Annotated in this window: 18 protein-coding genes and 2 pseudogenes; 7 read left to right on the forward strand and 13 right to left on the reverse strand. The window is 55.3% G+C overall.

Annotated elements, in window-relative coordinates; translation table 11 throughout:
• Positions 1-252 precede the first annotated feature (252 nt).
• Both ABNT34_RS17295 and ABNT34_RS17300 read left to right on the forward strand, forming a co-directional pair.
• Positions 253-996, forward strand: a pseudogene (locus tag ABNT34_RS17295) (PAS domain-containing protein); the annotation flags it as partial.
• Between the two features lie 141 nt (positions 997-1,137).
• A pseudogene (locus ABNT34_RS17300) lies at positions 1,138-1,536 on the forward strand (methyl-accepting chemotaxis protein); the annotation flags it as partial.
• Positions 1,537-1,557: 21 nt separating this feature from the next.
• Here the strand turns inward: ABNT34_RS17300 and ABNT34_RS17305 are convergent.
• From ABNT34_RS17305 to ABNT34_RS17355, 11 genes are all read right to left on the reverse strand, one after another.
• Positions 1,558-1,935: a hypothetical protein gene (locus ABNT34_RS17305; protein ID WP_348733863.1), complete on the reverse strand. Its 378-nt coding sequence runs from the start codon at positions 1,933-1,935 to the stop codon at positions 1,558-1,560.
• A 74-nt stretch (positions 1,936-2,009) separates the two neighbouring features.
• Entirely contained in the window at positions 2,010-2,264 is a 255-nt protein-coding gene (locus tag ABNT34_RS17310; protein WP_348733865.1) for a TIGR03643 family protein, read from the reverse strand.
• A gap of 228 nt (positions 2,265-2,492) precedes the next feature.
• A complete protein-coding gene (locus ABNT34_RS17315; protein WP_348733867.1) occupies positions 2,493-3,404 on the reverse strand; it encodes a pirin family protein in 912 nt (303 codons plus the stop codon).
• Positions 3,397-4,704: a low temperature requirement protein A gene (locus tag ABNT34_RS17320; protein ID WP_348733868.1), complete on the reverse strand. Its 1,308-nt coding sequence runs from the start codon at positions 4,702-4,704 to the stop codon at positions 3,397-3,399. Before ABNT34_RS17320 ends, ABNT34_RS17315 begins: the two co-directional genes overlap by 8 nt.
• A 28-nt stretch (positions 4,705-4,732) precedes the next feature.
• A complete protein-coding gene (locus ABNT34_RS17325; protein ID WP_348733870.1) occupies positions 4,733-5,470 on the reverse strand; it encodes a sulfite exporter TauE/SafE family protein in 738 nt (245 codons plus the stop codon).
• Positions 5,471-5,653: 183 nt separating this feature from the next.
• The gene (locus ABNT34_RS17330) at positions 5,654-7,015 is read right to left on the reverse strand and encodes a class II fumarate hydratase (RefSeq protein WP_348733872.1); all 1,362 of its coding nucleotides are present in this window, start codon (positions 7,013-7,015) and stop codon (positions 5,654-5,656) included.
• Between the two features lie 58 nt (positions 7,016-7,073).
• The gene (locus ABNT34_RS17335) at positions 7,074-9,002 is read right to left on the reverse strand and encodes a propionyl-CoA synthetase (protein WP_348733874.1); all 1,929 of its coding nucleotides are present in this window, start codon (positions 9,000-9,002) and stop codon (positions 7,074-7,076) included.
• Positions 9,003-9,137: 135 nt separating this feature from the next.
• Positions 9,138-9,749 (reverse strand): TetR/AcrR family transcriptional regulator, encoded by a 612-nt coding sequence (locus ABNT34_RS17340; RefSeq protein ID WP_348733876.1) that lies wholly within the window; start codon positions 9,747-9,749, stop codon positions 9,138-9,140.
• A 47-nt stretch (positions 9,750-9,796) separates the two neighbouring features.
• A complete protein-coding gene (locus tag ABNT34_RS17345) occupies positions 9,797-11,269 on the reverse strand; it encodes an efflux transporter outer membrane subunit (protein ID WP_348733878.1) in 1,473 nt (490 codons plus the stop codon).
• A 10-nt stretch (positions 11,270-11,279) separates the two neighbouring features.
• Positions 11,280-14,405 (reverse strand): efflux RND transporter permease subunit, encoded by a 3,126-nt coding sequence (locus tag ABNT34_RS17350; RefSeq protein ID WP_348733880.1) that lies wholly within the window; start codon positions 14,403-14,405, stop codon positions 11,280-11,282.
• Positions 14,406-14,417: 12 nt separating this feature from the next.
• Positions 14,418-15,644, reverse strand: a complete 1,227-nt coding sequence (locus ABNT34_RS17355) for an efflux RND transporter periplasmic adaptor subunit (protein WP_348733882.1) — start codon at positions 15,642-15,644, stop codon at positions 14,418-14,420.
• A gap of 131 nt (positions 15,645-15,775) precedes the next feature.
• Here ABNT34_RS17355 and ABNT34_RS17360 point away from each other — a divergent pair, with 131 nt between their 5' ends.
• Complete coding sequence (locus ABNT34_RS17360; protein ID WP_348733884.1) at positions 15,776-16,078, forward strand: excalibur calcium-binding domain-containing protein; 303 nt, start codon at positions 15,776-15,778, stop codon at positions 16,076-16,078.
• A gap of 86 nt (positions 16,079-16,164) precedes the next feature.
• Entirely contained in the window at positions 16,165-18,513 is a 2,349-nt protein-coding gene (locus ABNT34_RS17365; protein WP_348733886.1) for an exonuclease domain-containing protein, read from the forward strand.
• Here ABNT34_RS17365 and ABNT34_RS17370 read toward each other — a convergent pair.
• Together ABNT34_RS17370 and ABNT34_RS17375 are read right to left on the reverse strand one after the other, a co-directional pair.
• Complete coding sequence (locus ABNT34_RS17370; RefSeq protein WP_348733888.1) at positions 18,478-19,116, reverse strand: PEP-CTERM sorting domain-containing protein; 639 nt, start codon at positions 19,114-19,116, stop codon at positions 18,478-18,480. The genes ABNT34_RS17365 and ABNT34_RS17370 overlap by 36 nt on opposite strands.
• Positions 19,117-19,342: 226 nt before the next feature.
• Positions 19,343-20,101: an SDR family oxidoreductase gene (locus ABNT34_RS17375; RefSeq protein WP_348733890.1), complete on the reverse strand. Its 759-nt coding sequence runs from the start codon at positions 20,099-20,101 to the stop codon at positions 19,343-19,345.
• A gap of 116 nt (positions 20,102-20,217) precedes the next feature.
• Between ABNT34_RS17375 and ABNT34_RS17380 the strand changes: the two genes are divergently transcribed.
• Genes ABNT34_RS17380 through ABNT34_RS17390 form a run of 3 tightly spaced genes read left to right on the forward strand, consistent with a single transcriptional unit; the run spans position 20,218 to position 24,052 of the window.
• Complete coding sequence (locus ABNT34_RS17380; protein WP_348733892.1) at positions 20,218-21,126, forward strand: LysR substrate-binding domain-containing protein; 909 nt, start codon at positions 20,218-20,220, stop codon at positions 21,124-21,126.
• 60 nt (positions 21,127-21,186) lie between these two features.
• The gene (locus ABNT34_RS17385) at positions 21,187-21,627 is read left to right on the forward strand and encodes a nucleoside deaminase (RefSeq protein ID WP_348733894.1); all 441 of its coding nucleotides are present in this window, start codon (positions 21,187-21,189) and stop codon (positions 21,625-21,627) included.
• Positions 21,620-24,052 carry a diguanylate cyclase gene (locus ABNT34_RS17390; RefSeq protein ID WP_348733896.1) on the forward strand — a complete coding sequence of 811 codons (2,433 nt, stop codon included), beginning with the start codon at positions 21,620-21,622 and terminating at the stop codon, positions 24,050-24,052. The genes ABNT34_RS17385 and ABNT34_RS17390 overlap by 8 nt, the downstream gene beginning before the upstream one ends.
• Positions 24,053-24,098 lie beyond the last annotated feature (46 nt).

The following is a 24,098-nucleotide window of genomic DNA, read 5'->3' on the forward strand; positions in this document are numbered from 1 at the left end:
ACATCTCTGACCGGAGGCTGGGGGGCTGAAGGAACAAAGATGTGGTCGTGACCGGGGCTCCGGGAAGGAGCCCCTTTTTTTGCCAGCCGGCTTTGCGAAAGGCTCCCGGAACTTACTGCAACATCTGATCTGGCAGCAGCAAACGAAAGGACTGATTTACCTGTTTCGATGACCCCAAACCCGACAATTTTTGCCGTGTCAGCCAAAGTGCTGACCTCCCACACAACAGGCAGGTGCAGTATGTTCGGACAGATGTTTCAGCGTCAAACTAAGGCAGCAGCGCCGCAAAGCAGCAGTTTAGAGCAACTGTTTTATCATGCTGTGCAACAGCAGGAACCGATGATTGTGTTCACCCCACAAGGTGAGATTGTGGACGCCAACTCATTGTTTTTAGCTGCGGTTGGATACAACAAAGTTAATGTGGTTGGCCAGCATCACCGGATGTTCTGTGCTGCGGATTATGCGCGCAGCAGCGATTATCAGCGTTTTTGGCAGGCGCTGGCGCGAGGTGAAGCGCAAAGCGGGACCTTTAACCGTTACAAGAGCAATGGCGAACTGATCACACTGGAAGCAAATTATTTCCCGGTGTCTGAGCATAATAAGGTGCGCTGGATTGTGAAGTTTGCCGCAGATGTCACGGCAAAAATGGCGCAGCTGGCTGACCAGCAAGCCATTATCAGTGCGCTGGATAAATCGATGGCTGTGATCGAGTTTCAACCGGACGGCACTATAGTGCGAGCCAATGAAAATTTTCTGCGCACGGTTGGCTATCAAAGCGCTGAGATCACGGGCAAGCATCACCGGGTTTTTTGTCCCAACAATTTTTTACAACAACACCCTGATTTTTGGACCGAACTGGGCGCCGGCACTTTTAAACACGGTCGGTTTGAACGCCTGGACAAAGCCGGCAACACTGTTTGGCTGGAAGCGACTTACAATCCGATTTTTGATGAGCAGGGCAAGGTGATCAAGGTCATTAAGTTTGCCTGTGATATTACCGGCAAAGTCCTACACGAACTTGAAGTCGAGCGGGTTGCGGCTTTGGCGTTGCAGTCTTCGCGGCACACAGTAGATGTCGCGGGCCAAAGCCGGCAACTATTGGATGCTGTGCAACAAAACTCGGGTTCTATTTCCGCTGAAGTCAGGCAGACCTTTTCGCAAATTGAGCAATTGAATGACGAGTCAAAAGCGATCTCAGCCATCGTCACGACCATCAAATCCATCGCAGATCAGACCAACCTGCTGGCATTAAACGCGGCGATAGAAGCGGCCCGTGCCGGTGAGCAGGGGCGTGGTTTTGCTGTGGTGGCTGACGAAGTTCGCAATTTGGCAGCGCGTACCAGCAGCTCTACGGTCGAGATCCAGCGTGTGGTTGAGCGCAATATGACACTGACTCACACAGTGCTGGACCGGATGAAAAATGCCAGCGGCCTTTCCGAAGACGGAGTCCAGCTGGTTAATCAGGCGCATCAGGCACAGCAACAAATTGCGCAGGTGGCGCAAAGTGTCAGCGACACTATTGCCAACCTGACCTGATTCTTCGCTACCAATGGGGCGTTATTTACGCCCCATCCACAGCCAAAAACCGATTAATACCAACAGCATGGAACTGCCAAGCCACTCCAGCGTGCTGTTGTGCTGCACCCGTTGTGGTGGCGTTTGTGAGTTTGCTGGTTCCGGCGGCACGTCCAGCTGGACTGGTATCACATTCGGTGTTGTGTTAGTCACGATTTTGCCCGGCGTGATGTTTTCCGCCGTACAGTATTGCTGCAGTTGTTGCTGTAGTTTGCCATTCTGAGCCAGGGCATCGGTCTGAACTTGTTGGCGCAGTGCGGTACAGCGTTCAGTACTCCAGGTTTCGGTGGTTTCGGCCTGCAAATGGAATGTGGCACAGAGCACAAGCGCCGGCAGCAGCAAGCGGGGGATGTTACACATAGGGACTTTCCTATGGACAACTGAAACATCTGCTAATGGTAGCGCAAGCTGGCGTTGCCTCGCCAGCAGCTGGCCTAGCGTTTATATTGGCTGGGGCAATAACCGCGTTTGACGTCCGGCGATCGCAACGCGGTATGTTTGGTAACCCGGCCGCTGGTCCGTGCCCGCCATAAGCGGAAACTGCCTGCATTCAGTTCGCGCCGCATAAATTTAATCAGCTGGTGCTGATTGAGACCATACAACTGTTCTATCGCTTCAAAAGGTGTGCGGTCTTCCCAGGCCATTTCAACAATGCGGGATATATCAGCAGGATTGTATGCTTCGGACATTGGCGGTTGCTGGTTGTGCACAGATGGCGGTGGTACGCGACCACGCCCCCATTAGATCAGTTATGGCCAGTCGAAAATGAACGTTAAGTCGTGATTTGCTGTACGGTGGCGCGTTGCTTACCGTACCTGCCTTTGGAATTCCATGGTAGGCACGGCAAGCTGCAGCGTGCTGGCCACAACGTGGCGTAAAATTGTGTCGGCATGCAACACTGCAAATTCCAGGCGCCATCAAGGCAGCGGAATAAACTCGTCTTCATCACCCGGTACTTTAGGGAAATTCCCCTGTTGCCAGTCGGCTTTGGCCTGTTCGATGCGCTCGCGCCGGCTTGAAACAAAATTCCATTCGATGTAACGCCGCGCCATGGCGGCACCGCCAATCAGCGCGACGCGGCTGTCGCTGACTGCTTCAATAGTCACGACAGTATCGGCATCGAGCACCGCCATTTCATATTGCTTGAGCTTAGTGTCGCGCGCTTTGACTGCGCCGGCCGCAATATATAAAGCGCGTTCAGGCGCTTGTGGCAACACCAGCTGCTGACCGGCTTTTAGACTGGCTTCGATATACAAAGTCGGCGCAAATTGTTTTACTGGTGAGGTCTGGCCGTAGGCGCTGCCCATAATGACGCGCACCGGCACGCCTTCAACGTCCAGCGCCGGGATATCTGCCGCCGGATAATGATAAAACGCCGGCTCGGTTTCTTCGTCGGCTTCCGGTAATACCAGCCACAGCTGCAGGCCGTGCAGCTGATGATCAACAGCCGTGACTTCCGGCCGCTCGCGTTCCGAGTGCACTATGCCACGGCCAGCCACCATCAGATTGATGTCACCGGGCCGGATCGGCTGCAGGCTGCCCAATGAATCGCGGTGCAGAATTTCACCTTCAAACAGGTAGGTCACAGTCGCGAGGTTAATATGCGGATGTGGCCGCACCTTGATGCCGGAGCCTGCCGAAAAAAATGCCGGGCCCATATGGTCAAAGAAAATCCAGGGCCCAACCATCTGCTGACCGGCAACGGGCAACAAACGGCGCACCGAAAACCCGCCTAAGTCTTTTTCCCGTGGCTGAATGATTTTGACAATAGCGCCGCAGCCGGCGGCTTCATTGCATTCACCGCGGGTATCCTGGGTTAAATTACTCATTTGATGCTCCTTGGATCGGTTTGGAATGGCCTGTTTGCGAATGGCTGGACTGAGAATGGTTTGAACCGTGACTGGCCGGATCTGACGCCTGGCAGCAGGCATGGCTGCTGCGTAATAACACGGCGAGCAGTGTCAGCAGCGTGATACTGCCAAGCGCCGCGCTGGCGCCTGATGTTTCGGCCAGCAGATGGCTGAGCAGCGGGATCAGCCCGACAAACCATAACAGCAAATAACGACCGGCGCCGCTGAAGATAAACCGATCACGCACCAGCCAGAGGCCAAACAGGTAAAAAGCGACCGGTATAGCTACAGCGCCTGTTGCCATGGCACTGCTCAAGTGCGCCTGGCCGGTGAGCAGGTCGACCTGCACCGCAATACCGGCGCCGACTGCCGCGCCGGCGGCATAAATCAGCAGATGGCCATAACCCCAGGTCAGCGCCATTCGCAGGTTTTGCACTGCTAAATGTTCTTCGCGGGAGAAATACAGCCACCACAAACAAAACAGCAGGATCATGGCGAGCAGCGGCACTAAAGCCAAAGTCAGCAGCGGCCAGAAGCCGGCGGTACTGACGGCTAGCTGTTGCAGTTGGCTGATGGCCACTGAGCCGGCTAACAGGGTTTCGCCCAGCACAATCAGATTCAGCAGGCCATAACGCTCGATCATGTGGTGACGATGCCACGGCGTGATACCGCGGCGCTCAGCAACAGCCGGCACCGCCAGTTCCAGTACCGCGCCGCCGCCAAACAGCAGCAACAACGTTGGCAGTGACAAAGGCTGCATCAGCAGCAGGCCAACCCAATAGCTTTGTACCAGAATAAGCCCGATGGCATAAGTCAGCGAAGTCGGCCGGTGCGCCGGATCATGACGGGCGGCGCGCAACCACAGCAGCACCATACAGATGCGCATCCAGACAAAACCCAGCACTATCAGCAGTAAATCAGCCTGCTGAAAAAACGGCCGGATCCCAGCAGCCATCGTCAAAGACCCAATCATCAGCCCCATCGTCAGCAAGCGGAACACGGCGTCGTCATTGTCATAAGCCGAGGCAAACCAGGTGAAATTCATCCAGGCCCACCAGATAGCAAAAAACGCCAACACAAATTTGCCAGCACCTTCCAGTGTATGGCCATGGGCGATGGCATGGTGTAATTCGCCGGCAGCGGCGGCAATCGCAATCACCGCGACCAGGTCAAATAACAATTCCAGCGGCGTCGATGCGCGGTGATGTTCATGCACATCCCGCGCGGGCATAGCACGGATGCCCTGACGCCAGTACTGACTCAACCCTTGTTTTAGCATTGGCATTCCTTTTCTCAGAGCTTCCAATTTATGACTTTAATGCACCGGCAGTAATAGCCAGACCACTGAGTAATAACAAGATATATAACAAACGGATAAACAGCTGTTGCGGCAGGTTACGCTGCACCCACACCCCGGCCTGCACCGCAATAAAGGCCAGCGGTGTGCAATACAACACCCGGACAATATCGGCCGGGTCAAACTGACCGGTCAGCCAATAAGCCGGCACTTTGAGCAGGTTCAGCACGGCAAAAAACACTGCACTGGTGGCGATATAGCTGACCGGTGGCAGTTGGCGGGCCAGCAGATGCAGCGATAACGGCGGGCCGCCAGCGTGCAATAAGGTGGAGCTGACACCACTGAGAAAACCCAGGCTGACGCCGGCTTTGGCACCGGCAAACAGGCTTAAGTCGGCATTGCCGTAAAAATAGCGCAGTGCAAACAAGGTTGCGCCGATGCCAATAAACAGCTGCAGTTGCTGGATAGTCACCAGCAGCAACACAAAGCTGGCGGCGACAATGCCGAAAATGGCGGGAAGTAATAAAAACCGCAGCGCGGCCAGGTCCCACTTTTTCCAACTGCTTTGCAGGGTAAATGCATCGCAGAGAATGAGTACCGGCAATAACAAGGCGAGTGCACGGTCAGCCGGAAATGCCAGCAATAACAGCGGCATGGCTAATAAACCCAGACTACCGGCAAAGCTGGTTTTGGAGATACCAGACAGCATCACCGCGCCTGCCAGCGTCAGCCATTGCCACAGATCCATCGTTACTACTCCGTTTTGTTACTGCACTGATAGCCGATTGAGGCCACCGGCAATGCCGGCGGTATTCATTGCGTATCCTAACGCATTTGTTGTGACGTCACTGCTGAAAAAGCCGTGTTGTTGTTTCGATTTTTTGCAACATGAAGTCGTGTGGTTGCTACTTTCGGCCGGATAAAACTGCAGCTATACCAGTCGCGCCGGATCTAACAATTGCCGCAGCTGCGCTTCTGGTAAACCGGATAACTCCAGCGCCACATCCAGCACCGGCCTTTGCTGCTGATACGCCTGTTTGGCAATCAGCGCCGCTTTTTCGTAACCGATCAGGGGATTAAGCGCAGTGACCAGAATCGGATTGAGTGCCAGCACCCTTGTGGTGTTGTCGGCGCGCACTTTCATCTCTGCAATGCATTGCCGGGCAAAGGCCTCACAGCTGCCGCTGAGCAAATCCACACTGCCAAGCAGATTGTTGGCTACCAAAGGCAGCATCACATTGAGTTCAAAATTACCAGACTGACCGGCGATGGTGATGGCGGTGTCAAAACCAATCACCTGGGCACAGGCCATCGCTACGGCTTCAGGGATCACCGGATTAACTTTTCCCGGCATAATCGAAGACCCCGGTTGCAGCGCCGGCAATTCGATTTCTGCCAGACCCGCCAAAGGCCCTGAGTTCATCCAGCGCAGGTCATTGGCAATTTTCAAAAGCGCCACTGCCAGCGTCTTCAGCACGCCGGAGCAGGCGACTGCGGTATCCTGGGTACCCATGCTAAAGAAAAAATTGTCACTTGGTACAAATGGGAGGCCGGTCAGCTGACTGAGTTCCGCCGTAAAGCGACTGGCAAATCCCGGCGCCGCATTGACGCCAGTGCCCACTGCAGTGCCGCCTTGTGCCAGTTGTTGTAACCGCGGCAGCTGTTCCTGCAGCAAGGTTTCGACATGACCAAGCTGCGCCTGCCAGCCGGCAAAAACCTGCGAAAATTTAACCGGCATGGCGTCCATTAAATGGGTGCGGCCGGTTTTTAATACCGGACCGGAGATTGCATTTTGCTGACTGATGGCTTGCTGCAACTGTTGCAGTGCCGGCAGCAGCTGTTGCTGGATCGCCAGCGCCGCGCTGGCGTGAATGGCGGTCGGCACTGTGTCGTTGCTGCTTTGCCCGAGATTGACATGGTCATTCGGATGCACCGGCCGGCCCAGCGCCTGACTGGCCAGCGTCGCCAGTACTTCGTTGACATTCATATTACTGCTGGTACCGGAGCCGGTCTGAAACACCGGTACCGGATATTGCGACCAGTCCGGATTCGCCAGCTGAGCGGCGGCGGCACTACTGATGGCGCTGGCGACGTCGGCATCGAGCAGGCCCAGCGCGCTGTTGCTGTGGGCGGCGGCTTGTTTAATCAATAACATGGCACGGATAAAACTGGCCGGCATTGGGGTGGGGCTTATCTGGAAATTCTGCACTGCGCGTTGGGTCTGCGCCTGATACAAAGCGCTTTGGGGCACTTCAAGCGCCCCCATGCTGTCGTGTTCGGTGCGGGTGGTCATGTACTGTCCCTCTTATTATGCCAAAAGGGACAGTATAGGACAGCCTGACGACGCTGGCTTACAGGCTGCCGACCAGAGCTTTGTCCGCCATGATTTGTTCGATTTCAGCCAGACAGGCCGGGTCGTCAATGGTCGACGGAATACTATATTCGCTGCCTGCGGCGATTTGCCGCAGCAACTTGCGCAGGATTTTACCAGAGCGGGTTTTGGGCAAACGTTTGACGATGATGGCTTTTTTAAAACAAGCCAAAGCGCCAATCTCTTTTCGTACCATAGCTGCCAGTTCGGCCTCGAGTACCGATTCTTCTATATTGCTGCCGTTTTTCAGCAGTACCATAGCCAGTGGTTGCTGGCCTTTAATCGGTTCATGAATGCCGATCACACAACATTCCGCCACCGCCGGGTGACTGGCGACGATTTGCTCCATTTCGCCGGTCGACAGGCGGTGGCCGGCGACGTTGATCACATCGTCGGTGCGGCCCATGACAAAGAGATACCCGTCTTCGTCGAGATAGCCGCCGTCGCCGCTGGCGTAATACCCGGGGAAGGTGCGCAGATAACCGTCGACAAAACGCTCATCATTGCCCCAAATGGTGTTGAGGCAACCGGGCGGCAACGGCAATTGGATGGCGATATAACCCTGCTGATTGGGGCCGAGCGGGCAGCCGTCGTCGCTTAAAATCTCAACGTGAAAGCCGGGTACAGGCACTGTGGCAGAACCGGCTTTGGCCGGTAATAACGCCACGCCGGCTGGATTGGCACTGATGGCCCAGCCGGTTTCGGTTTGCCACCAATGGTCAATTACCGGTTTGCCGATTTTTTCACTAACCCAAAAATAAGTAGCCGGATCTAAACGCTCGCCGGCCATAAAAATGTACTTCAGCGCCGACAAATCATAAGTTTGCAGCAGCGCTTCCGGGTCTTCTTTGCGCACGGCGCGAAAGGCGGTGGGGGCGGCGAATAACACTTTGACTTTGTATTCAGCGCAAAGCCGCCAGAAAGCGCCAGCGTCTGGGGTAAACACCGGTTTGCCTTCATACAAAATCGTCGTGCAGCCGGCGAATAACGGCGCGTAGACGATGTAGGAATGGCCGACGACCCAGCCGACATCTGAGGCGGCAAAAAACACATCGCCGGGGCCGCAGTCATAAATAGTACGCATGCTGTAAGACAGCGCGACCGCATGGCCGCCGTTATCGCGCACCACGCCTTTGGGTTTGCCCGTCGTGCCGGAGGTGTAGAGAATATACAGCGGATCTGTTGATTGCACTGGCACACAAGCGACCGGATGCGCCTTGGTCAGCTCCAGGTTCCAGTCTAAGTCGCGGCCAGTTTGCATCTCGGCCAATAACTGTTCGCGCTGGAAAATAATGCAGCTGGTTACCCGATGCTGCGCCAGTTCCAGCGCTTCATCGAGTAGCGGTTTGTAGGCAATCAGCCGGTTTATTTCGATGCCACAGGAGGCGCTGACAATCACCTTCGGTGTGGCGTCATCGATACGCAGTGCCAGTTCATGCGCGGAAAAACCACCAAATACCACCGAATGCACAGCGCCTAATCGCGCCACGGCTAGCATGGCTATCACCGCCTGCGGGATCATCGGCAGATAAATCACCACCCGGTCGCCTTTGCCAACGCCTTGTTGTTGCAGCACGCCGGCAAAAAGTGACACTTCATCCAGCAGTTGCAGATAACTGTACCGATGTTTGCTGCCGGTCACCGGCGAGTCATAAATCAGTGCGGTCTGAGCGCCGCGGCCTTGCTGCACATGGCTGTCGAGCGCCAGATAACAGCTGTTCAGCACACCATCGGCAAACCATTGGTAATGGTCGGCATCGGTTTGGCTGAGTATTTGCGTCGGGGCTTCAAACCAGTCCAGCTGCGCGGCTTCGCGCTGCCAGAACTGCTCAGGCTCCATAGCAGCCTGCTGGTGCAGTTGCTGATAACGTTGCAGTGGCAGATTTGGCTGTTGAGCTGTGTTGGTCATGATAGTGATCCCGGCAAAAGTAACTGCTGAGACTTTAGCCGTTTTTTTCAACCGGCGAACTTAGACTTTTGGCGGGGGCGGCCAGCGTCCGCACTGAGCCAGCAACTTGCGCTCAGAGCGGCGACCGCGGTTTACTCAGAACGGTGACAACAGGGTACGGATCACCGGTTTTAACGCGAGCAGTACCGTCTCGCGGTCCAGTTGTGGATTTAACACCCGGCGGATCATCAGGCCGCCAAACAGCGCAAACATCACGCTGATGCGGCTGTCGAGTTCAGGCTCCGGCAAGTCGCGCACCAGGCTGCCGTCGCGGCGCAGCAGCTGTTTCATCAGCCGGCGCGCTTCAGTGTCGGAAGCCTGCAGCGACAACGCGACTTTGTCGTTGCGTGCTGCTTCGGAAATCATTTCCAGTTTTAACGCGCCTTTTTCCACATCCAGATGTTTGTCGACGCCATCTTCACAACCAGCAAGCATCACGTCCAGTAACAGGCCTTCAGCCTGCAAAAAGCCGTTAAACACCGAAAACATCTCTTCCATATCACGCTCGATGATGGCGTCGATAATGGCTTCTTTGCTATCAAAATAGTTGTAGATATGGCCCGGGCTCATGCCGGCGGTTTTGGAAATTTCCGCCATGCCGGCACCGTGATAACCGCGGCGGCGGAAACAATCAGACGCCGCGTCCAGCACTTGCAGCCGCCGGCTTTGCGCCAGTTGCGGGTCTTGTCGTCTGGTTTTTGTCGTCATGTTGTTTCCTCCGCTTGGTGTTAATGCGTCGTTTGTCGCTACGTCTTTTATTGCTGCGCCGTGGTGCTGCCGGTCTGAGTTTGCAGCTCCTGCCAGCCACCGCCCAGAGCCTTATACAGCCCCAGTTGCGCCTGCAGATAATTCAGCCGTGCTGTGCTCAGCTGCTGTCTTGCGCTGTACCAGCTGCGTTCGGCGTCCAGCAGTTGCAGATAACTGTCAGCGCCGGCGTCATAGCGCGCCTGACTGAGCTGTTTACTGTGAAAACTACTGCGTTCCAGGTCCTGCAGCGCTTTCAGCTGGGCCTGATAACCGGCTTTGTCGGCCAGTTGATCTGACACTTCGCGAAACGCCTGCTGAATACTGTGCTGATAGGTTTCGAGCGCGATAGTACGGTCTGTTTCAGCCAGCTGCAAGTTGGCCTGCGTGCGGCCCATATTAAAAATTGGCAGGCTGATGTTCGGCACAAAGCTCCAGCTGCCGCTGCCGGCGTTAAATAAACCGCTCAGTTCATTCGACGCAGTACCGGCGCTGGCGGTGAGGCTGATGGACGGGAAAAACGCCGCCCGTGCCACGCCGATATTGGCGTTGGCCGCTTTGAGCTGATGTTCGGCCTGCTGAATATCGGGTCGTTGCGTCAGCAATAACGCCGGGCTGCCCGGTGCCAGTTCGGGCAGCTGCAGGCTGGATTGTTGCAATGACTCCTGCGCTGTTGGCAGCCAGGCGCTGAGATCGGCACCGGGCTGTGCGACCAGCAACTGCAGCGCGTTTAAATCACGCTGCAGTAAACGCTGATACCGCGCCACATCGGCCTGACTGCTTGCCAGCAGGCTTTGCTGCTGACTCAGTGTCAGCTCTGACGCCGCGCCAAGCGCGACTTTGCGCTCAGTCAGTTGCAGGCTTTGCTGGTAGCTGGCGGCGCTGTGCTGCGCCAGCGTTAACAGCTGCAGATTGCTGGCATAGCTGTACCAGCTGGTGGCGACTTCGGAAAGCAGACTGACCTGCGCCGCCTGCTGCGCTGCTTCACCGGCGAACAGTTGCTGCAGCGCCTGTTCGGACTGATTGCGCACTTTGCCAAACAGGTCGAGCTCCCAGCTGCTGCCCACAGTCACGCTGGCCTGCTGCTGGATGGATGCGCTGCCGCTCTGACTGAGATCTGCCGGCAGCCGTTGCCGGCTTTGGCTGGCGGATAAATCCAGCGCCGGATAGCGATTGCTGTCGCTGATTTGATACAGCGCCCGTACCCGCTCGACATTCAGCACCGCCAGTTTCAGATCATGATTCTGTGCCAGCGCTTGTGTTAACAACTGCTGCAGCCGCGGCTCCTGAAAAAATGCCTGCCAGGACAAGTCAGCGGCCTGTGGAGTCGCTGTATCCGCTGGCGTTTGCGAATAAGCTGTCGGCACTGCGCTCGGAGCTGGCGGCAGATCCGGTGCTAACGAACATCCGGTCAAAGCGATGGCTGTCAGGACGCTCAGTGTTTTCAACCGGAAGCTGCCGGTTTGTTTGAATTGCAATAACATGGAAAGCTCCTTAACCCTGAGTATCTGCGGCCGCTTTGAGCGGGAACAGCCGGCGCACCAGCACAAAAAACAGCGGCACAAAGACTACGGCCAAAATACTTGACGCCAGCGTGCCGCCAATCACCGAAATACCCAGCGCGTTTTGCGCACCTGAACCGGCACTGGAAGCGATCGCGAGCGGCAATACACCACAGATAAAGGCCATCGACGTCATCAGGATAGGCCGCAGCCGCAGCCGAACCGCTTCGACCGCAGCGTCGACCAGACCTAAGCCTTGTTCCATCCGCGCAATGGCGAACTCGACAATTAAAATGGCGTTTTTCGACGCCAGGCCCATAGTGGTCAGCAAACCAACCTGCAGGTAGATGTCGTTGGAGAGATTGCCCACCAGCGCAGCCAGCGCGGCACCGAACACACCCAAAGGTACAATCATCATTACCGCCGCCGGTACCGACCAGCTGTTATACAAAGCGGCCAGACAGAGGAATACAACAAGCAGCGACAAGGCATACAACATCGGCGCCTGCCCCCCGCTTAACCGTTCCTGATAAGAGATGCCTGTCCACTCAAAGCCGACGCCGGCAGGCAGTTGTTTCACCAGTTTTTCCATCTCATCCATCGCCTGACCCGTGCTGTAACCCGGTGCGGCGGCGCCCTGAATTTCCATCGCGGAGAAACCGTTGTAACGTTCCAGCCGTGGCGAGCCATAGCTCCAGTGGCTGCTGGCGAAGGCGCTGAACGGCACCATGTCGCCTTTGCTGTTGCGTACATACCATTTACTTAAATCTTCCGGCGCCATCCGGCTGTCGGCTGCACCTTGCAGGAAGACTTTTTTCACCCGGCCACGGTCAATAAAATCATTGACATAACTACTGCCCCAGGCTGTGGCGAGTGTGCTGTTGATACTGCTTTGGCTGACACCCAGCGCTTCAGCTTTGGCTAAATCAATGTCGAGTTTGAGCTCCGGTGTATCTTCCTGGCCATTCGGCCGCACACCGGCCAGCACCGGGCTTTTTGCCGCCATGCCGAGCAGCATATTGCGCGCCTGCAGCAGTTGGTCGTGACCAAGACCAGCACGGTCCTGCAGATAGATGTTAAAGCCGTTGGCTGTGCCCAGTTCCACTACTGCCGGTGGCGGGAAGGCAAAGACAAAAGCTTCTTTGATGGTGGCGAAATAACCCATAGCTTTACCGGCGACAGCGCCGACATGCAGGTCCGGCCGCTGCCGCTCATCCCAGTGCTTCAGGCTGACAAAGCCAATCGCAGCGTTTTGACCGGAGCCGGCAAAACTAAAGCCTGCCACAGTGAAAATCGATTTCACTGCTTCCTGTTGGTCGACCAGGAAATGCTGTTCCATTTTTTCCACAACACCCAAGGTTTGTTCTGTGGTGCTGCCAGCCGGTAACACGACCTGATTAAACAAAATGCCCTGATCTTCGTCCGGCAAAAATGCTGAAGGTAACTGGCTGAATACATACAACAAACCGCCCAAAATCACGCCGTAAACCAGCAGATAACGTTTGCTTTGCTTAATCATCCGCGCGACAAAACCCTGGGTACCCTGATTGGTTTTATCAAAACCGCGGTTAAAACCACCAAAAAAACGGCCGGCCAGCGAGCTTGGATTTGGCACATGGCTGGGTTTTAACAAAGTGGCACAAAGCGCCGGCGTTAAAATCAATGCGACCAGCACTGACAGCGCCATCGCCGAGACCAAAGTGATCGAAAACTGGCGGTAAATCACACCGGTAGAACCGCCGAAAAACGCCATCGGCACAAATACCGCCGACAACACCATGGCGATACCGACTAAAGCGCCTTTGATTTCGTCCATCGATTTGCGCGTAGCCGCAAGCGGTGAAAGATTTTCTTCGGTCATCACCCGTTCGACGTTTTCCACCACGACGATGGCGTCGTCGACCAGCAAACCTATCGCCAATACCATCGCAAACATGGTCAGGGTATTAATCGAATAACCAAAGGCATAGAGGATGGCAAAAGTGCCAAGCAGCACCACCGGTACCGCGATGGTTGGGATCAGCGTGGCGCGGAAGTTCTGTAAAAACAGATACATCACTAAAAATACCAGCACGACTGCTTCAATCAGCGTATGCACCACTTTTTCAATTGATAAAGACACAAAAGGCGTGGTGTCGTAAGGCACGACCGCTTTGAGGCCGGTCGGGAAATAAGGCGTTAAATCAGCTAAGGCTTGTTTGACGCCATCGGCGGTATCGAGCGCATTGGCGCCGCTCGCCAGTTTAATACCGATACCTGAGGCTGGTTTGCCGTTATAACGCGCCACCACGTTGTAGCTTTCACCACCGAGTTCAACGGTCGCCACGTCACTTAAACGTACAGAGCTGCCATCCAAGGCGCTTTTCAGCAAAATATTGCGGAACTGCTCCGGCGTTTGCAGCCGGCTTTGGGCTGTGACAGTCGCATTGAGTTGCTGGCCTTGCGCAGCCGGTAAACCACCGAGCTGACCGGCGGACACCTGAGCGTTTTGCGCCACAATAGCGTTGCTTACATCAGCCGGTGTCAGGTTAAAATTCTGCAGTTTGGCCGGGTCCAGCCAGATACGCATCGCATATTGTGAGCCGAATAACTGCACTTCGCCGACACCTTCGACACGCGAGATAATGTCCTGCACGTTGGACGCGACATAATCACCAATGTCGATGTTGGTCATGCTGCCGTCTTCCGAGACAAAACCCACCACCATCAAGAAGTTACGTGCCGACTTAGCCACAGTCACACCCTGGCGCTGTACTTCCTGCGGTAACAGCGGCGTGGCCAGTGCCAGTTTGTTCTGCACCTGCACCTGAGCGATATCCGGATCGGTTTCGGCATTAAACGTCAGCGTCAGCGTGACCTGACCGCTCGACTCAGAAGTCGACGACATATACATCAGGCCATCGAGGCCTTTCATTTTCTGCTCAATCACCTGGGTGACGGTGTCTTCCAGCGTGCGGGCGGAGGCGCCCGGGTAACTGGCACTGACGCTGATCGCCGGCGGTGCGATGGATGGGTACTGCGCGACGGGCAGGGCTCGGATCGCCAGCACACCGGCCAGCATCACCATAATGGCCAGTGCCCAGGCAAAAATTGGTCTGTTAATAAAAAAATGCGACATCAAACACCTCGCTTAACGGGCTGCAGCCGGCGCTGCCTGGGCAGAACCTTTGCTGTCGGAAGTTGCAGCAGCTGAAGTGACTGCGGTGGAAGTCGCAGGTACCGCCTGCACCACAGCGCCCGGCCGCACTTTTTGCAGGCCTTCGACGATGAGCTGGTCGCCATCCAGCAGACCGGCGGTGACTAACCAGTTGCTGCCGATGGTGCGGTTGGTTTGCAGCACCCGCGGTTCGACTTTGCCGTCTTTGCTAACCACCAGCGCCGTGGCTTCGCCTTTGGCATTGCGGCTGACGCCACGCTGTGGCACCAGTAAGGCGTTTGCCTGCAGGCCTTCTTGTACAGTGGCGCGCACATACATGCCCGGCAGTAACAGCTGGTCCGGGTTCGGGAAACTGGCGCGCAGCGTGACGGAGCCGGTGTCCGGGTTAACCGTCACTTCGCTAAATTGCAGCCTGCCTTTGTGGGCGTAAGTGCTGCCGTCTTCCAGTGTCAGGCTGACTTCTGTCTGCGTGGCTGCCTTTCCGACTATGCCTTTGGCGAGTGCTTGCTTTAATGCCAACAGTTCGCTGCTTGATTGCGTTAAATCGATGTAGATAGGGTCAAGTTGCGTCACAGTCGCCAGAGCCTGACTTTGGCCGCTGCTGACCAGCGCGCCGGTGGTGACAGTTGATTTGCCAATCTGGCCGCTGATAGGTGCCAGCACTTTGCTGTAGCTCAGATTAATCTGCGCGCTGTTGATTTGCGCTTTGGCACTTTGTAATTCGGCCTGCGCCTGCAGGAAGGCGGCTTCGGCTTCATCAAAATCCTGCCGGCTGACGGCTTTGATTTTCAGCAGTTCGCGGTAACGTTCTGCTTTGGCTTTGCTGCTGGCGATATTGGCTTTGGCTTTGGATTCTGCGGCTTTTGCGCTTAATAAAGCGGCTTCAAAGGGCGCCGGGTCAATCTGATACAAAGCGGTTCCGGCAGCGACTGTGCTGCCTTCAGTGAAGTGGCGCGCCAGCACAATGCCGCTGACCTGTGGCCTGATTTCAGCAATCTGCGCGGCCTGCACCCGGCCTGGTAATTCACGGCTTAAGGTCACGTCCTGCGTCTTTAAAGTGACGACACCTACCGGCACCACGGCCGGGCCAGCACCTTGTGCTGCAGGTGCTGGCTGGCCACAGGCGCTTAAAAATAAGGCGCTGGCGAGCAGGGTCACAGTGCTTGGCAGCAGGGGTTGTGGACGACGAATAGGCTGCATGGGAATGATCTCCAAATTAGAGTGAACGTTCATTCTAATTTGTGACGCTGAAAAAATCAACGTTGGGAATTGTCAGGATTGGGTAAATGTTGCATAAAGCAACTTAACTGTTACTGCAAAAGGAACTTGTGATGCTGAACAAACTGTTAGTGTTGGTGGTGTTGATTGGCGGTTGGCAATGGTGGCAACGCACACAAACGGTGGCGCCAATGCCAGAATCGCTGCCGGTATCGGAATCGCTTCCTGTGCCGGTTGAGGCAGTGGCGGCAGAGCCTCAGCTGCAATTAAACCAGAGCTTTCAGTGTGATGGCCGGCAACATTGCAGTCAGATGCGCTCCAGAGCTGAAGCTGAGTTTTTTGTTGCCAATTGTCCGAATACTAAAATGGATGGCGACCGTGATGGCATTCCTTGTGAAAATGACACTCGCTGGTAGCAGTTATTAAATACCGAAATGCTGTTTGTTTATCCAGTAGTTAATTTGCTACAGTAACGCCAACGTGACCTGAACCGGATGAACCGATGCCTGCGCCTGTTGTGTTACCGCCGGATTATTATCTGCAGCATTTCGCTGAGTTTTTGCTGCGTATTGAAGCGCAGTACGCCGGGTTGCTCGGGCCGGCCGAATGGCAGTTTATCGCCGCGTATCGGGCTTTATCGCCGGGCGCACAGCGCCAGTGGCTGCGGATGCTTAGTCGCAAGGGCACGGTTTTTGCGCTGACGGACCTGCAATACAGTGAAATCAGCGATCAGCGTGCTGCGACCATGCAACTGCTCGATAGTGGTTTTGCCGCGCGGCCTGCACAGCAAGCCGATCTCGTCAACTGGCTACTCAAAGCCAATAAACGGCAGCTGACGGACTTACTACATGTAGGCCTTGAGCAGGGGCTGTTGGCGCAACTCCCGAAAAAATCTGCTGACAAAGCGACCTTACAGCAAGCCGTCACGGACGCGAATTTATTACAGCCACAGTGGCTGGCACAAAGTGGCGACTGGCTCGCCCTGCGCCAGACCGAGCCGCTGCAGTATTTGTTGTTTTTATTTTTTGGCCGCATCGAAACTGATTTATCCGCCTTTACGCTGCGCGATTTAGGTGTGATGGCCACCGGCGGTTTGCGCAGCAGCGCTGTGTCTGCCGGCCCTGAACAAAGCGCCGGCGAGCCGCTGTATCTGGCACGTTTTCTTGATGTCGCCACTGCGCAGGCGGCTTATGCTTATGCCCGGCTAAAAGCGCAACTACGTGAGGCCTTACCGCGTAAAAACAGCCTGCTGACCCTGGAACAGCTGCAGCAATGGCAGCTGGATGCGTTGTTGTGGCCTGAGCCATTAGATGACCGCACAGTGCTGACGCGGGAAAAACTCTGTGAAGCCTTAGGCCGGCAGGCGGAGCGCTTGCATTCGCCGGAACTGGCGATTGACTGGTATTTAGCCGGTGGTGGTTATCCGGCGTCGGAGCGGTTGATGCGGCTTTATCATAAACTGGGCCGGCGCGCTGAACTCGACGCATTGCTTGCGCAAATGCAGGCCGAACCTTGTTGTGACGAAGAATATTATCTGGCGCTGGATTTCAGCCGCCGCGTGCTAAAACAAAGCCGTATCACCGACACCACACATTTACTGCAACAGGCGGCTGTGCTGACGCTGGACGAGCTCTGGGCCAATGCGCCGGAGCAGGGCGCGCTGCATTATTACCGCCAGCTGGGTTTTCAGGCCGAACATCTGGAAAATAATTTGTGGCTGGCTCTGTTTGGCCTATTGCTGTGGCCGCAGTTGTTCGAAGCCGCCGACAGCAGCATTTATAATGAATTTGAGCGCCGGCCACGTGATTTAACCACGCCGGCGTTTTATCAGCGCCACGGTGCGGCCATTGAAACGCTGCTGGCGCTATTGGATGACAAAGCTGCGGCTTGCCGTTATTTGCTGGCGCAAAGCACCCGGCTCTATGGCAAAGTCAACGCGATTTTCGGCTGGTCCCCGGAATTAATCCGGCCACTGCAGGCGCTGGTACAAGCCGCGCCTGCAGGCGCTCTCGCTGCAGTGCTGCGGAAAATGGCCATGGATTTTCGCCGTCACAGCAGTGGTTATCCGGATTTAATGTTGTGGCGTGATAATCGCAGTGAAAGTGGCTGCGACGGCCAGGTGCAGGATCTGCAGTTTATTGAAATCAAAGCACCGGGCGACAGTGTGAGGCGTAATCAATTAAGCCGGCTGCATAGCCTGCGTGAGCTGGGCTTTGCTGTCCGATTGGAGCGGGTCAAATGGATACTGGACCCGGCGCGGGTGTATGCGGTCATTGACGTCGAAACCACTGGCGGCACAGCAGGCAATGATCGGGTCACCGAAATTGGTCTGGTCAAACTGCAATATGGCCGCGAAATAACCCGCTATTCGACACTAATTAACCCACAGCGACGTATTCCGCCTTTTATCAGCCGGCTGACCGGCATCACCGATGCCATGGTTGCCACTGCGCCGGTGTTTGCCGATATCGCAGCGGATTTGTGGCAACAGCTGCAGGGCTGCATTTTTGTCGCGCATAATGCGCGGTTTGATTATGGTTTTATCCGCGCCGAATTTGCCCGCTGTGGTTATCAGCTGCAATTACCGATGCTCTGTACTGTTGTGGAAAGTCGGCGCTATTTCCCCGGCTTGGCTTCTTATAGCCTCGGCAATCTGGCGACACATTTTGGTATTGAACTCAGACAACATCACCGCGCTTTGGCAGACGCCGCGGCCGCGGCCGAATTACTGTTGCTGATTAATGAAAGAAGGGCGAAGGTCGGGTTAGCAGATACAGCAAGCGGGCCTGAAACAGGCCCGCAGCAAAGCGAAGAATTAACGCTGACGGCGACGCAGACCCAGCGCCAGTAAACTCAGGCCAAACAGGCCTAAAGTTGCCGGTGCTGATACCGCTTGTGTTGCTGTGTCGTTGCTCAGTTCAAACGCCAGTGAAGCACCGGTATTGAGCCAGGAACCGCCGTAAGAAGCACCGTTATTACTCGGGCCATTGCCGTTTGCCCAAAACCAGTTGTCTGAACCGCTGTTTTGGTTGGACAGACTGATGAAATAGCTGGTGTTGGCGGCCAGGTTAAAAGCGCTGAAAGCTGACTGATAGCTGTACTCGTTCCATGCGTTCAGCATCACATTACCGGTGGCCGTTTTGTTGCTGGCACCTAAGTTGAAGCTGTACAGCAAAGCGCCAGGGGTTGCACCGCCTGCGTAAAAGCGCAAAAAGAAATTATCGGTTTGGTTTTGGTTGCCATCATAAGCTCCCCACCATTTGATGCTGTTGACGGCAGAAGCGCTGTTCAGCATAAAGTGTGCACCGGTTTCGGTGTAGGTATAACCTTGATCGGCATAATACCCGCCTGACGAGGTTGACGCACCACCGTTGTAAACCAGAGCCGCCTGTGACTGGCTGGCAAAAACAGCTGAGAACAATAAAGCGGCGAGCGACAGAGTTTTAGCTTTCATTGGTACTACCTCAAGTTTGCATCATTGCTGATCGAGGAATTGCATAGGACAGGCCAACTTTTTAAGTGATTAATATTAAACAATATTAATTAATGCTAATGCAGTAGCTGCTTCAAGTAGTAAAAAAATCTGACACTATCTGTATAACATTTTTATCATTGAATACGCCGAATTGTTCAGCATCAGAAGACTGCCCCAGCAGCGCTGCCGTGGGGCAAAACCTAAATCACAGGAACATGCCGCCGGACGCTTCGATACGTTGGGCCGTGATCCAGCCGGCGTCGTCGCTCAGTAACAGCCGCATCACAGCACCGATATCATCCGGCTGACCGACACGGCCAAGCGCGGTGTTGCTGGCCAGATACTGGTTAATCGCCTGATTGTCCCGCACCGTGCCACCACCAAAATCCGTTTCAATGGCGCCCGGTGCCAGCACGTTGACGCGGATGCCCCGCGGTGCCAGTTCTTTGGCCAAGTACAAAGTCATGGTTTCCACCGCGCCTTTCATCATCGCATAAGCGCTGTAACCTGGAATGGCAAAACGGGTGAGGCCAGTTGATAACTGCAGAATGCGGGCGTTATCGGACAACAGCGGCAGCAGCTGCTGCGTCAGGAAATAAGGGCCTTTGACGTGGATATTCATCAGCTGATCAAATTGCGCCATGCTGGTTTCGGCAAATGCTGTGTGAATACCAATACCGGCGTTATGGATCACCGCATCGAGCCGGCGGCCGTTCCAACGGCTCTGCAGGCTGTCCTGCAATTGGCGGATAAAGTCGTTCAGCTGGTCCGGCGCCGCCAAATCCAGCTGCAGCGCCACAGCCCGCTGGCCCAGCTCCCGTGCCTGTGCCGCCACTTCTTCGGCTTCCTGCGCGTTGTGCTGGTAGGTCAGAATCAAATCAAAACCAGCGGCTGCCAGTTTTAACGCGCCATTTTTACCCAGACCGCGGCTGGCGCCGGTAATTAAAACGATTTTATTGGTCATCTGTTGCTCCTTGAGGTTGGCTGAATTGCCACCGACAGCTGCAGTGTATTGCTAAGCATATAGCCAATAAATATGCTAAAAATGCTTAAACTATTCGCTATTTGAGGATAATCAGCATGCAAGACGAACTGCTGGCCTATCGGGTCTTTACCCGCATTGCGGAACTGAAGAGTTTTCATCGGGCGGCAGAAAGTCTTGGCTTGTCCAATACCTATGTGTCGACTTTGCTGCGCCAGCTGGAAAAGCAGCTTGGCAGCCGATTGCTGGCACGTACCACCCGGACTGTGCAGCTGACCAGCGACGGCCAGCTGTTTTATCCGCGTTGTGTCGAGTTACTGGCCGAACTGGATGAACTGAACCAGCTGTTTGTGCCGCAACAAGGTGAACTCAGTGGCAAGTTGCGTATCGACATGCCCACCGGCATCGCCCGTTCAGTAGTGCTGCCAGCGTTGCCAGCGGCCTTAGCAGGACACCCACAACTGCAACTGGATATCAGCTGTACTGACCGCAAAGTAGATTTGGTCGCCGAAGGTTTTGATTTAGTACTGCGTATCGGCAGTGTCGACAGTGAAGGCCTGGTGGCAAAGCAACTCGGCGTGGCGTCGCTGGCGCTCGCAGCGAGCCCGGCTTATCTGCAACGAACCTGGACACCCACTTCAGTTGCTGAGTTGGCCGGGCATCAGCAAATCCATTATGTCCGCCATTTTGGTGCTGTAGATCCAGGGCTTGCCTACCTGCAGGACGGTATTCAGCATCTGGTGGCTTTGCCTGGCGCTGTCACGGTGAATCATACCGACAGCTACCAAATTGCTTGTTTGCAGGGGCTTGGATTGATCCAGGCGCCGAGATTTGGCCTGGCAGCGCATTTCGCCGCCGGGACTTTAATTGAAGTCTTACCAGAGCTGGCCCAGCCGGCGATGCCAGTCTGGCTGTTGTATCCGCACCGGCGTCATCTGACGCCGCGGTTACAGTGGGCTTTGCAGTGGTTACAGAATTTAATCACCCCTTTGCTGGTTCAGCCTTGACGGCAAGCCATTGACGGCACAGGCTTAATCTTCTCCTCCTTATTACAGCAGGATTCTGAGATGTCTGATCCATTTATGCAGGCGGCTATCGCCGAAGCTGAACTGGGCCTGGCCGAGGGCGGCATTCCGATTGGTTCTGTACTGGTGATCGACGGCAACATCGTCGGGCGCGGTCACAACCAACGGGTGCAAAAAGGCAGCTGTACTTTACATGCCGAAATGGACTGCCTGGAAAATGCCGGCCGGCTCAGGGCTGCAGATTATCGTCGGGCTGTGTTGTATTCAACCTTATCACCCTGCGACATGTGCAGTGGCACTGTGTTGCTTTATGGCATCCCCAAAGTGGTGATTGGTGAAAATCAGACTTTTCAGGGCCCGGAAGCTTATTTGCAAAGCCGGGGTGTTGAACTGGTCAATCTGCAGGATGAACGCTGTAAATCTTTGATGCAGCAGTTTATTGCTGAACGTCCTGCCTTATGGTTCGAGGATATCGGTGAGTAGCCGCTGGGGCTGGGCGCTGTTGCTGCTGTGCTGGCCGGCCACCCCTTTGTGGGCTGCCGAGAAAGTGCGGTTGCAGCTGAAATGGCAGCATGGGTTTCAGTTTGCCGGTTACTACGCGGCTGAACAGCAAGGTTATTACGCCGAAGCCGGACTGAAAGTGGAGCTGGTGGCCGCCAAGCCTAAACTGCAGGTGGTTGACGAGGTGTTATCCGGCCGGGCGCAGTTTGGCGTCGGCACCAGTGCTTTGTTGCTTGATTATGCCAAAGGCCGCGATGTAAGGCTTATCGCCAATGTATTCCAACACTCAGCGCTGGTGTTGCTGACCAAAGCACATGGCGTCGTGCCGGACTTGCAGCTGCTGCGTGGCCAGAAAATTCTACTGGAAACCGGCGCCGATGAGCTGCGTGCGTATTTACGCCGTGAAGGCCTTGCTGAGCAGGATTACCAGCTGATTGAACATGAAACCTCCATTCCGGATTTGCTGAACGGCGACGCCGCCGCGATTTCGGCATACAGCACCAATGAGCCGTTAATCCTGCAGCAAGCCGGCATCGCCTATCACCAGTTTTCCCCGCGCAGTGCCGGCATTGATTTTTACGGTGACAACTTATTTACCAGCGACAAGTTATGGCTTAAAAATCCCAAGTTGGTGGAAAAGTTCCGTGCCGCCAGCCTGCGTGGCTGGTCTTATGCAATGCAGCATCCGGCTGAAGTCATTGCATATATGCAGCAGCATTACCCGTCTGGCAGCAGCACGGCACTTTTGCTGGCGGAGGCCGCTGCAATGCAGCCGCTGCTACAGACCGACTTGATTGCGCCTGGGTATATCAATCCGGATCGCTGGCTACATATTGCTGAAGTCTATCAGCAGCAGGGATTGCTGAGCCTAGTGCCGGATTTGGATAATTTTTTGTATCAGGCCAGCACTCCTATTGACCTGACCTGGGTGCTGATTGCGCTACTGGTGCTACTCGGTTTACTACTGGCGCTGGCGCTGCTGGCTTATATCACCCAGGTCAACCGGCGGCTGCATCAGTTGCTGGCGCAAAAACGGCAACAACAGAGCTGGCAGCATATCCGCAGTCAGATTTTGCAGCAGATGCTGCGGGACGAAACGGCGCCGAATGAGCTGATGACCACGGTACTGCAGTTGTTGCAGCAATTTCGCCCGTCGTTCCATCCGATTTTGTTACTGGACCGGCCCAAAGGCCTGCCGCAGATTATTCATGTTGACCTCTGCCCTGCAGGTTGGGCGGAGATCCAGCGGCGGATAGAGATCTTTGGCGATGATTGTGACACACCAGGTCTCAATTTATTGCGGGTGCCGCAACTGGGAAAACCGAGCCCGGCCTTCACTGATGCGCCGGCTGGCCAGCTGCAATTCTGTGCTTTTCCGCTGCAGGGTGACAGCAGTCAAATCCCCGGCGTGTTATTGGTTTGGCAGGCCAGCGCTTTTAATGCCCAGGATTTTGATGTGCTGAGCGATGTAGGTTCCATGGTGGCTATTGGTCTGGAGCGCCAGCGTGACCGCGAAGCTCTGCGCCAGAGCGAAGCGCGCCACCGGTTGCTGACCGACAATGCCAGTGATGTGATTTGGACTATGGATCTGTCCGGCAATATCACTTATGTCAGCCCGTCGGTGGAGCGTCATCGCGGTTTTACCGCCGAAGAAGCGATGCGCCAGCACGTTACAGAGGCGCTGACGCCGGAATCCGCTGAGCTGGTATTTAATCAGATGCGTCAGGCCCGTGCGGCCGTAGAAGCGGGGCTGGCTTATCCTGAGTTTGTGGCGGATTTGGAGCAACCGCACAAAAACGGTGGCACTGTCTGGAGCGAGGTGAAAACTGCCGGGATTTATAATGAAGCCGGCGAGTTTATCGCGGTGGTTGGGGTGGCGCGTGATCTGACCGAACGGCGCAAAACTGAACAGCAGATGCGTTATATGGCGCAGCACGACAGCCTGACCGGTCTACCCAACCGCGCACTGTTTATGGACCGGCTACAGCAGGCGCTGACTTATTGCAGCCGGCATCAGCGCCAGCTGGCGGTGCTGCTGTTGGATCTCAATAAATTCAAGCCGGTCAATGACGAATATGGTCATGCCGCCGGCGATGAATTGCTCAAAGCTATTGCGGAGCGGCTGCGCAAATTACTGCGGGCCTCTGATACTGTGGCGCGTCTTGGTGGCGATGAATTTGTTGTGTTATTGCCGCAGCTCGAGTCGCCGCAGGAAGTGGGGCAGGTTGAGCATAAAATCACGCAGGCACTGGCAGAACCTTTTGTTCTGAGCATGGCGACAGTACAGATTGGTTGCAGTATCGGTCAGGCGTTGTTTCCGGATGACGGCTCAGACGCTGATCAGCTCATCCGCATCGCCGATGAGCGGATGTACCAGCAAAAACAGCTGCGGCATGCGGGGCGCTGATAGGACAGGAGACTGTTCATTCAACACAGGACCACTCAAGACAGGA

The sequence above is a fragment of the Rheinheimera texasensis genome (assembly GCF_964031785.1).
GTDB classification, from domain to species: domain Bacteria; phylum Pseudomonadota; class Gammaproteobacteria; order Enterobacterales; family Alteromonadaceae; genus Pararheinheimera; species Pararheinheimera texasensis_A.

Bases quoted from the DNA above. Each gene is read 5' to 3' on its own strand.
- ABNT34_RS17335 (WP_348733874.1), bottom strand. From the start codon at position 9,002: ATGACCAACACAGCTCAACAGCCAAATCTGCCACTGCAACGTTATCAG.
- ABNT34_RS17315 (WP_348733867.1), bottom strand. From the start codon at position 3,404: ATGAGTAATTTAACCCAGGATACCCGCGGTGAATGCAATGAAGCCGCC.
- ABNT34_RS17370 (WP_348733888.1), bottom strand. From the start codon at position 19,116: ATGAAAGCTAAAACTCTGTCGCTCGCCGCTTTATTGTTCTCAGCTGTT.
- ABNT34_RS17320 (WP_348733868.1), bottom strand. From the start codon at position 4,704: ATGCTAAAACAAGGGTTGAGTCAGTACTGGCGTCAGGGCATCCGTGCT.
- ABNT34_RS17355 (WP_348733882.1), bottom strand. From the start codon at position 15,644: ATGCAGCCTATTCGTCGTCCACAACCCCTGCTGCCAAGCACTGTGACC.
- ABNT34_RS17330 (WP_348733872.1), bottom strand. From the start codon at position 7,015: ATGACCACCCGCACCGAACACGACAGCATGGGGGCGCTTGAAGTGCCC.
- ABNT34_RS17360 (WP_348733884.1), top strand. From the start codon at position 15,776: ATGCTGAACAAACTGTTAGTGTTGGTGGTGTTGATTGGCGGTTGGCAA.
- ABNT34_RS17380 (WP_348733892.1), top strand. From the start codon at position 20,218: ATGCAAGACGAACTGCTGGCCTATCGGGTCTTTACCCGCATTGCGGAA.
- ABNT34_RS17310 (WP_348733865.1), bottom strand. From the start codon at position 2,264: ATGTCCGAAGCATACAATCCTGCTGATATATCCCGCATTGTTGAAATG.
- ABNT34_RS17345 (WP_348733878.1), bottom strand. From the start codon at position 11,269: ATGTTATTGCAATTCAAACAAACCGGCAGCTTCCGGTTGAAAACACTG.
- ABNT34_RS17365 (WP_348733886.1), top strand. From the start codon at position 16,165: ATGCCTGCGCCTGTTGTGTTACCGCCGGATTATTATCTGCAGCATTTC.
- ABNT34_RS17340 (WP_348733876.1), bottom strand. From the start codon at position 9,749: ATGACGACAAAAACCAGACGACAAGACCCGCAACTGGCGCAAAGCCGG.
- ABNT34_RS17350 (WP_348733880.1), bottom strand. From the start codon at position 14,405: ATGTCGCATTTTTTTATTAACAGACCAATTTTTGCCTGGGCACTGGCC.
- ABNT34_RS17375 (WP_348733890.1), bottom strand. From the start codon at position 20,101: ATGACCAATAAAATCGTTTTAATTACCGGCGCCAGCCGCGGTCTGGGT.
- ABNT34_RS17385 (WP_348733894.1), top strand. From the start codon at position 21,187: ATGTCTGATCCATTTATGCAGGCGGCTATCGCCGAAGCTGAACTGGGC.
- ABNT34_RS17305 (WP_348733863.1), bottom strand. From the start codon at position 1,935: ATGTGTAACATCCCCCGCTTGCTGCTGCCGGCGCTTGTGCTCTGTGCC.
- ABNT34_RS17325 (WP_348733870.1), bottom strand. From the start codon at position 5,470: ATGGATCTGTGGCAATGGCTGACGCTGGCAGGCGCGGTGATGCTGTCT.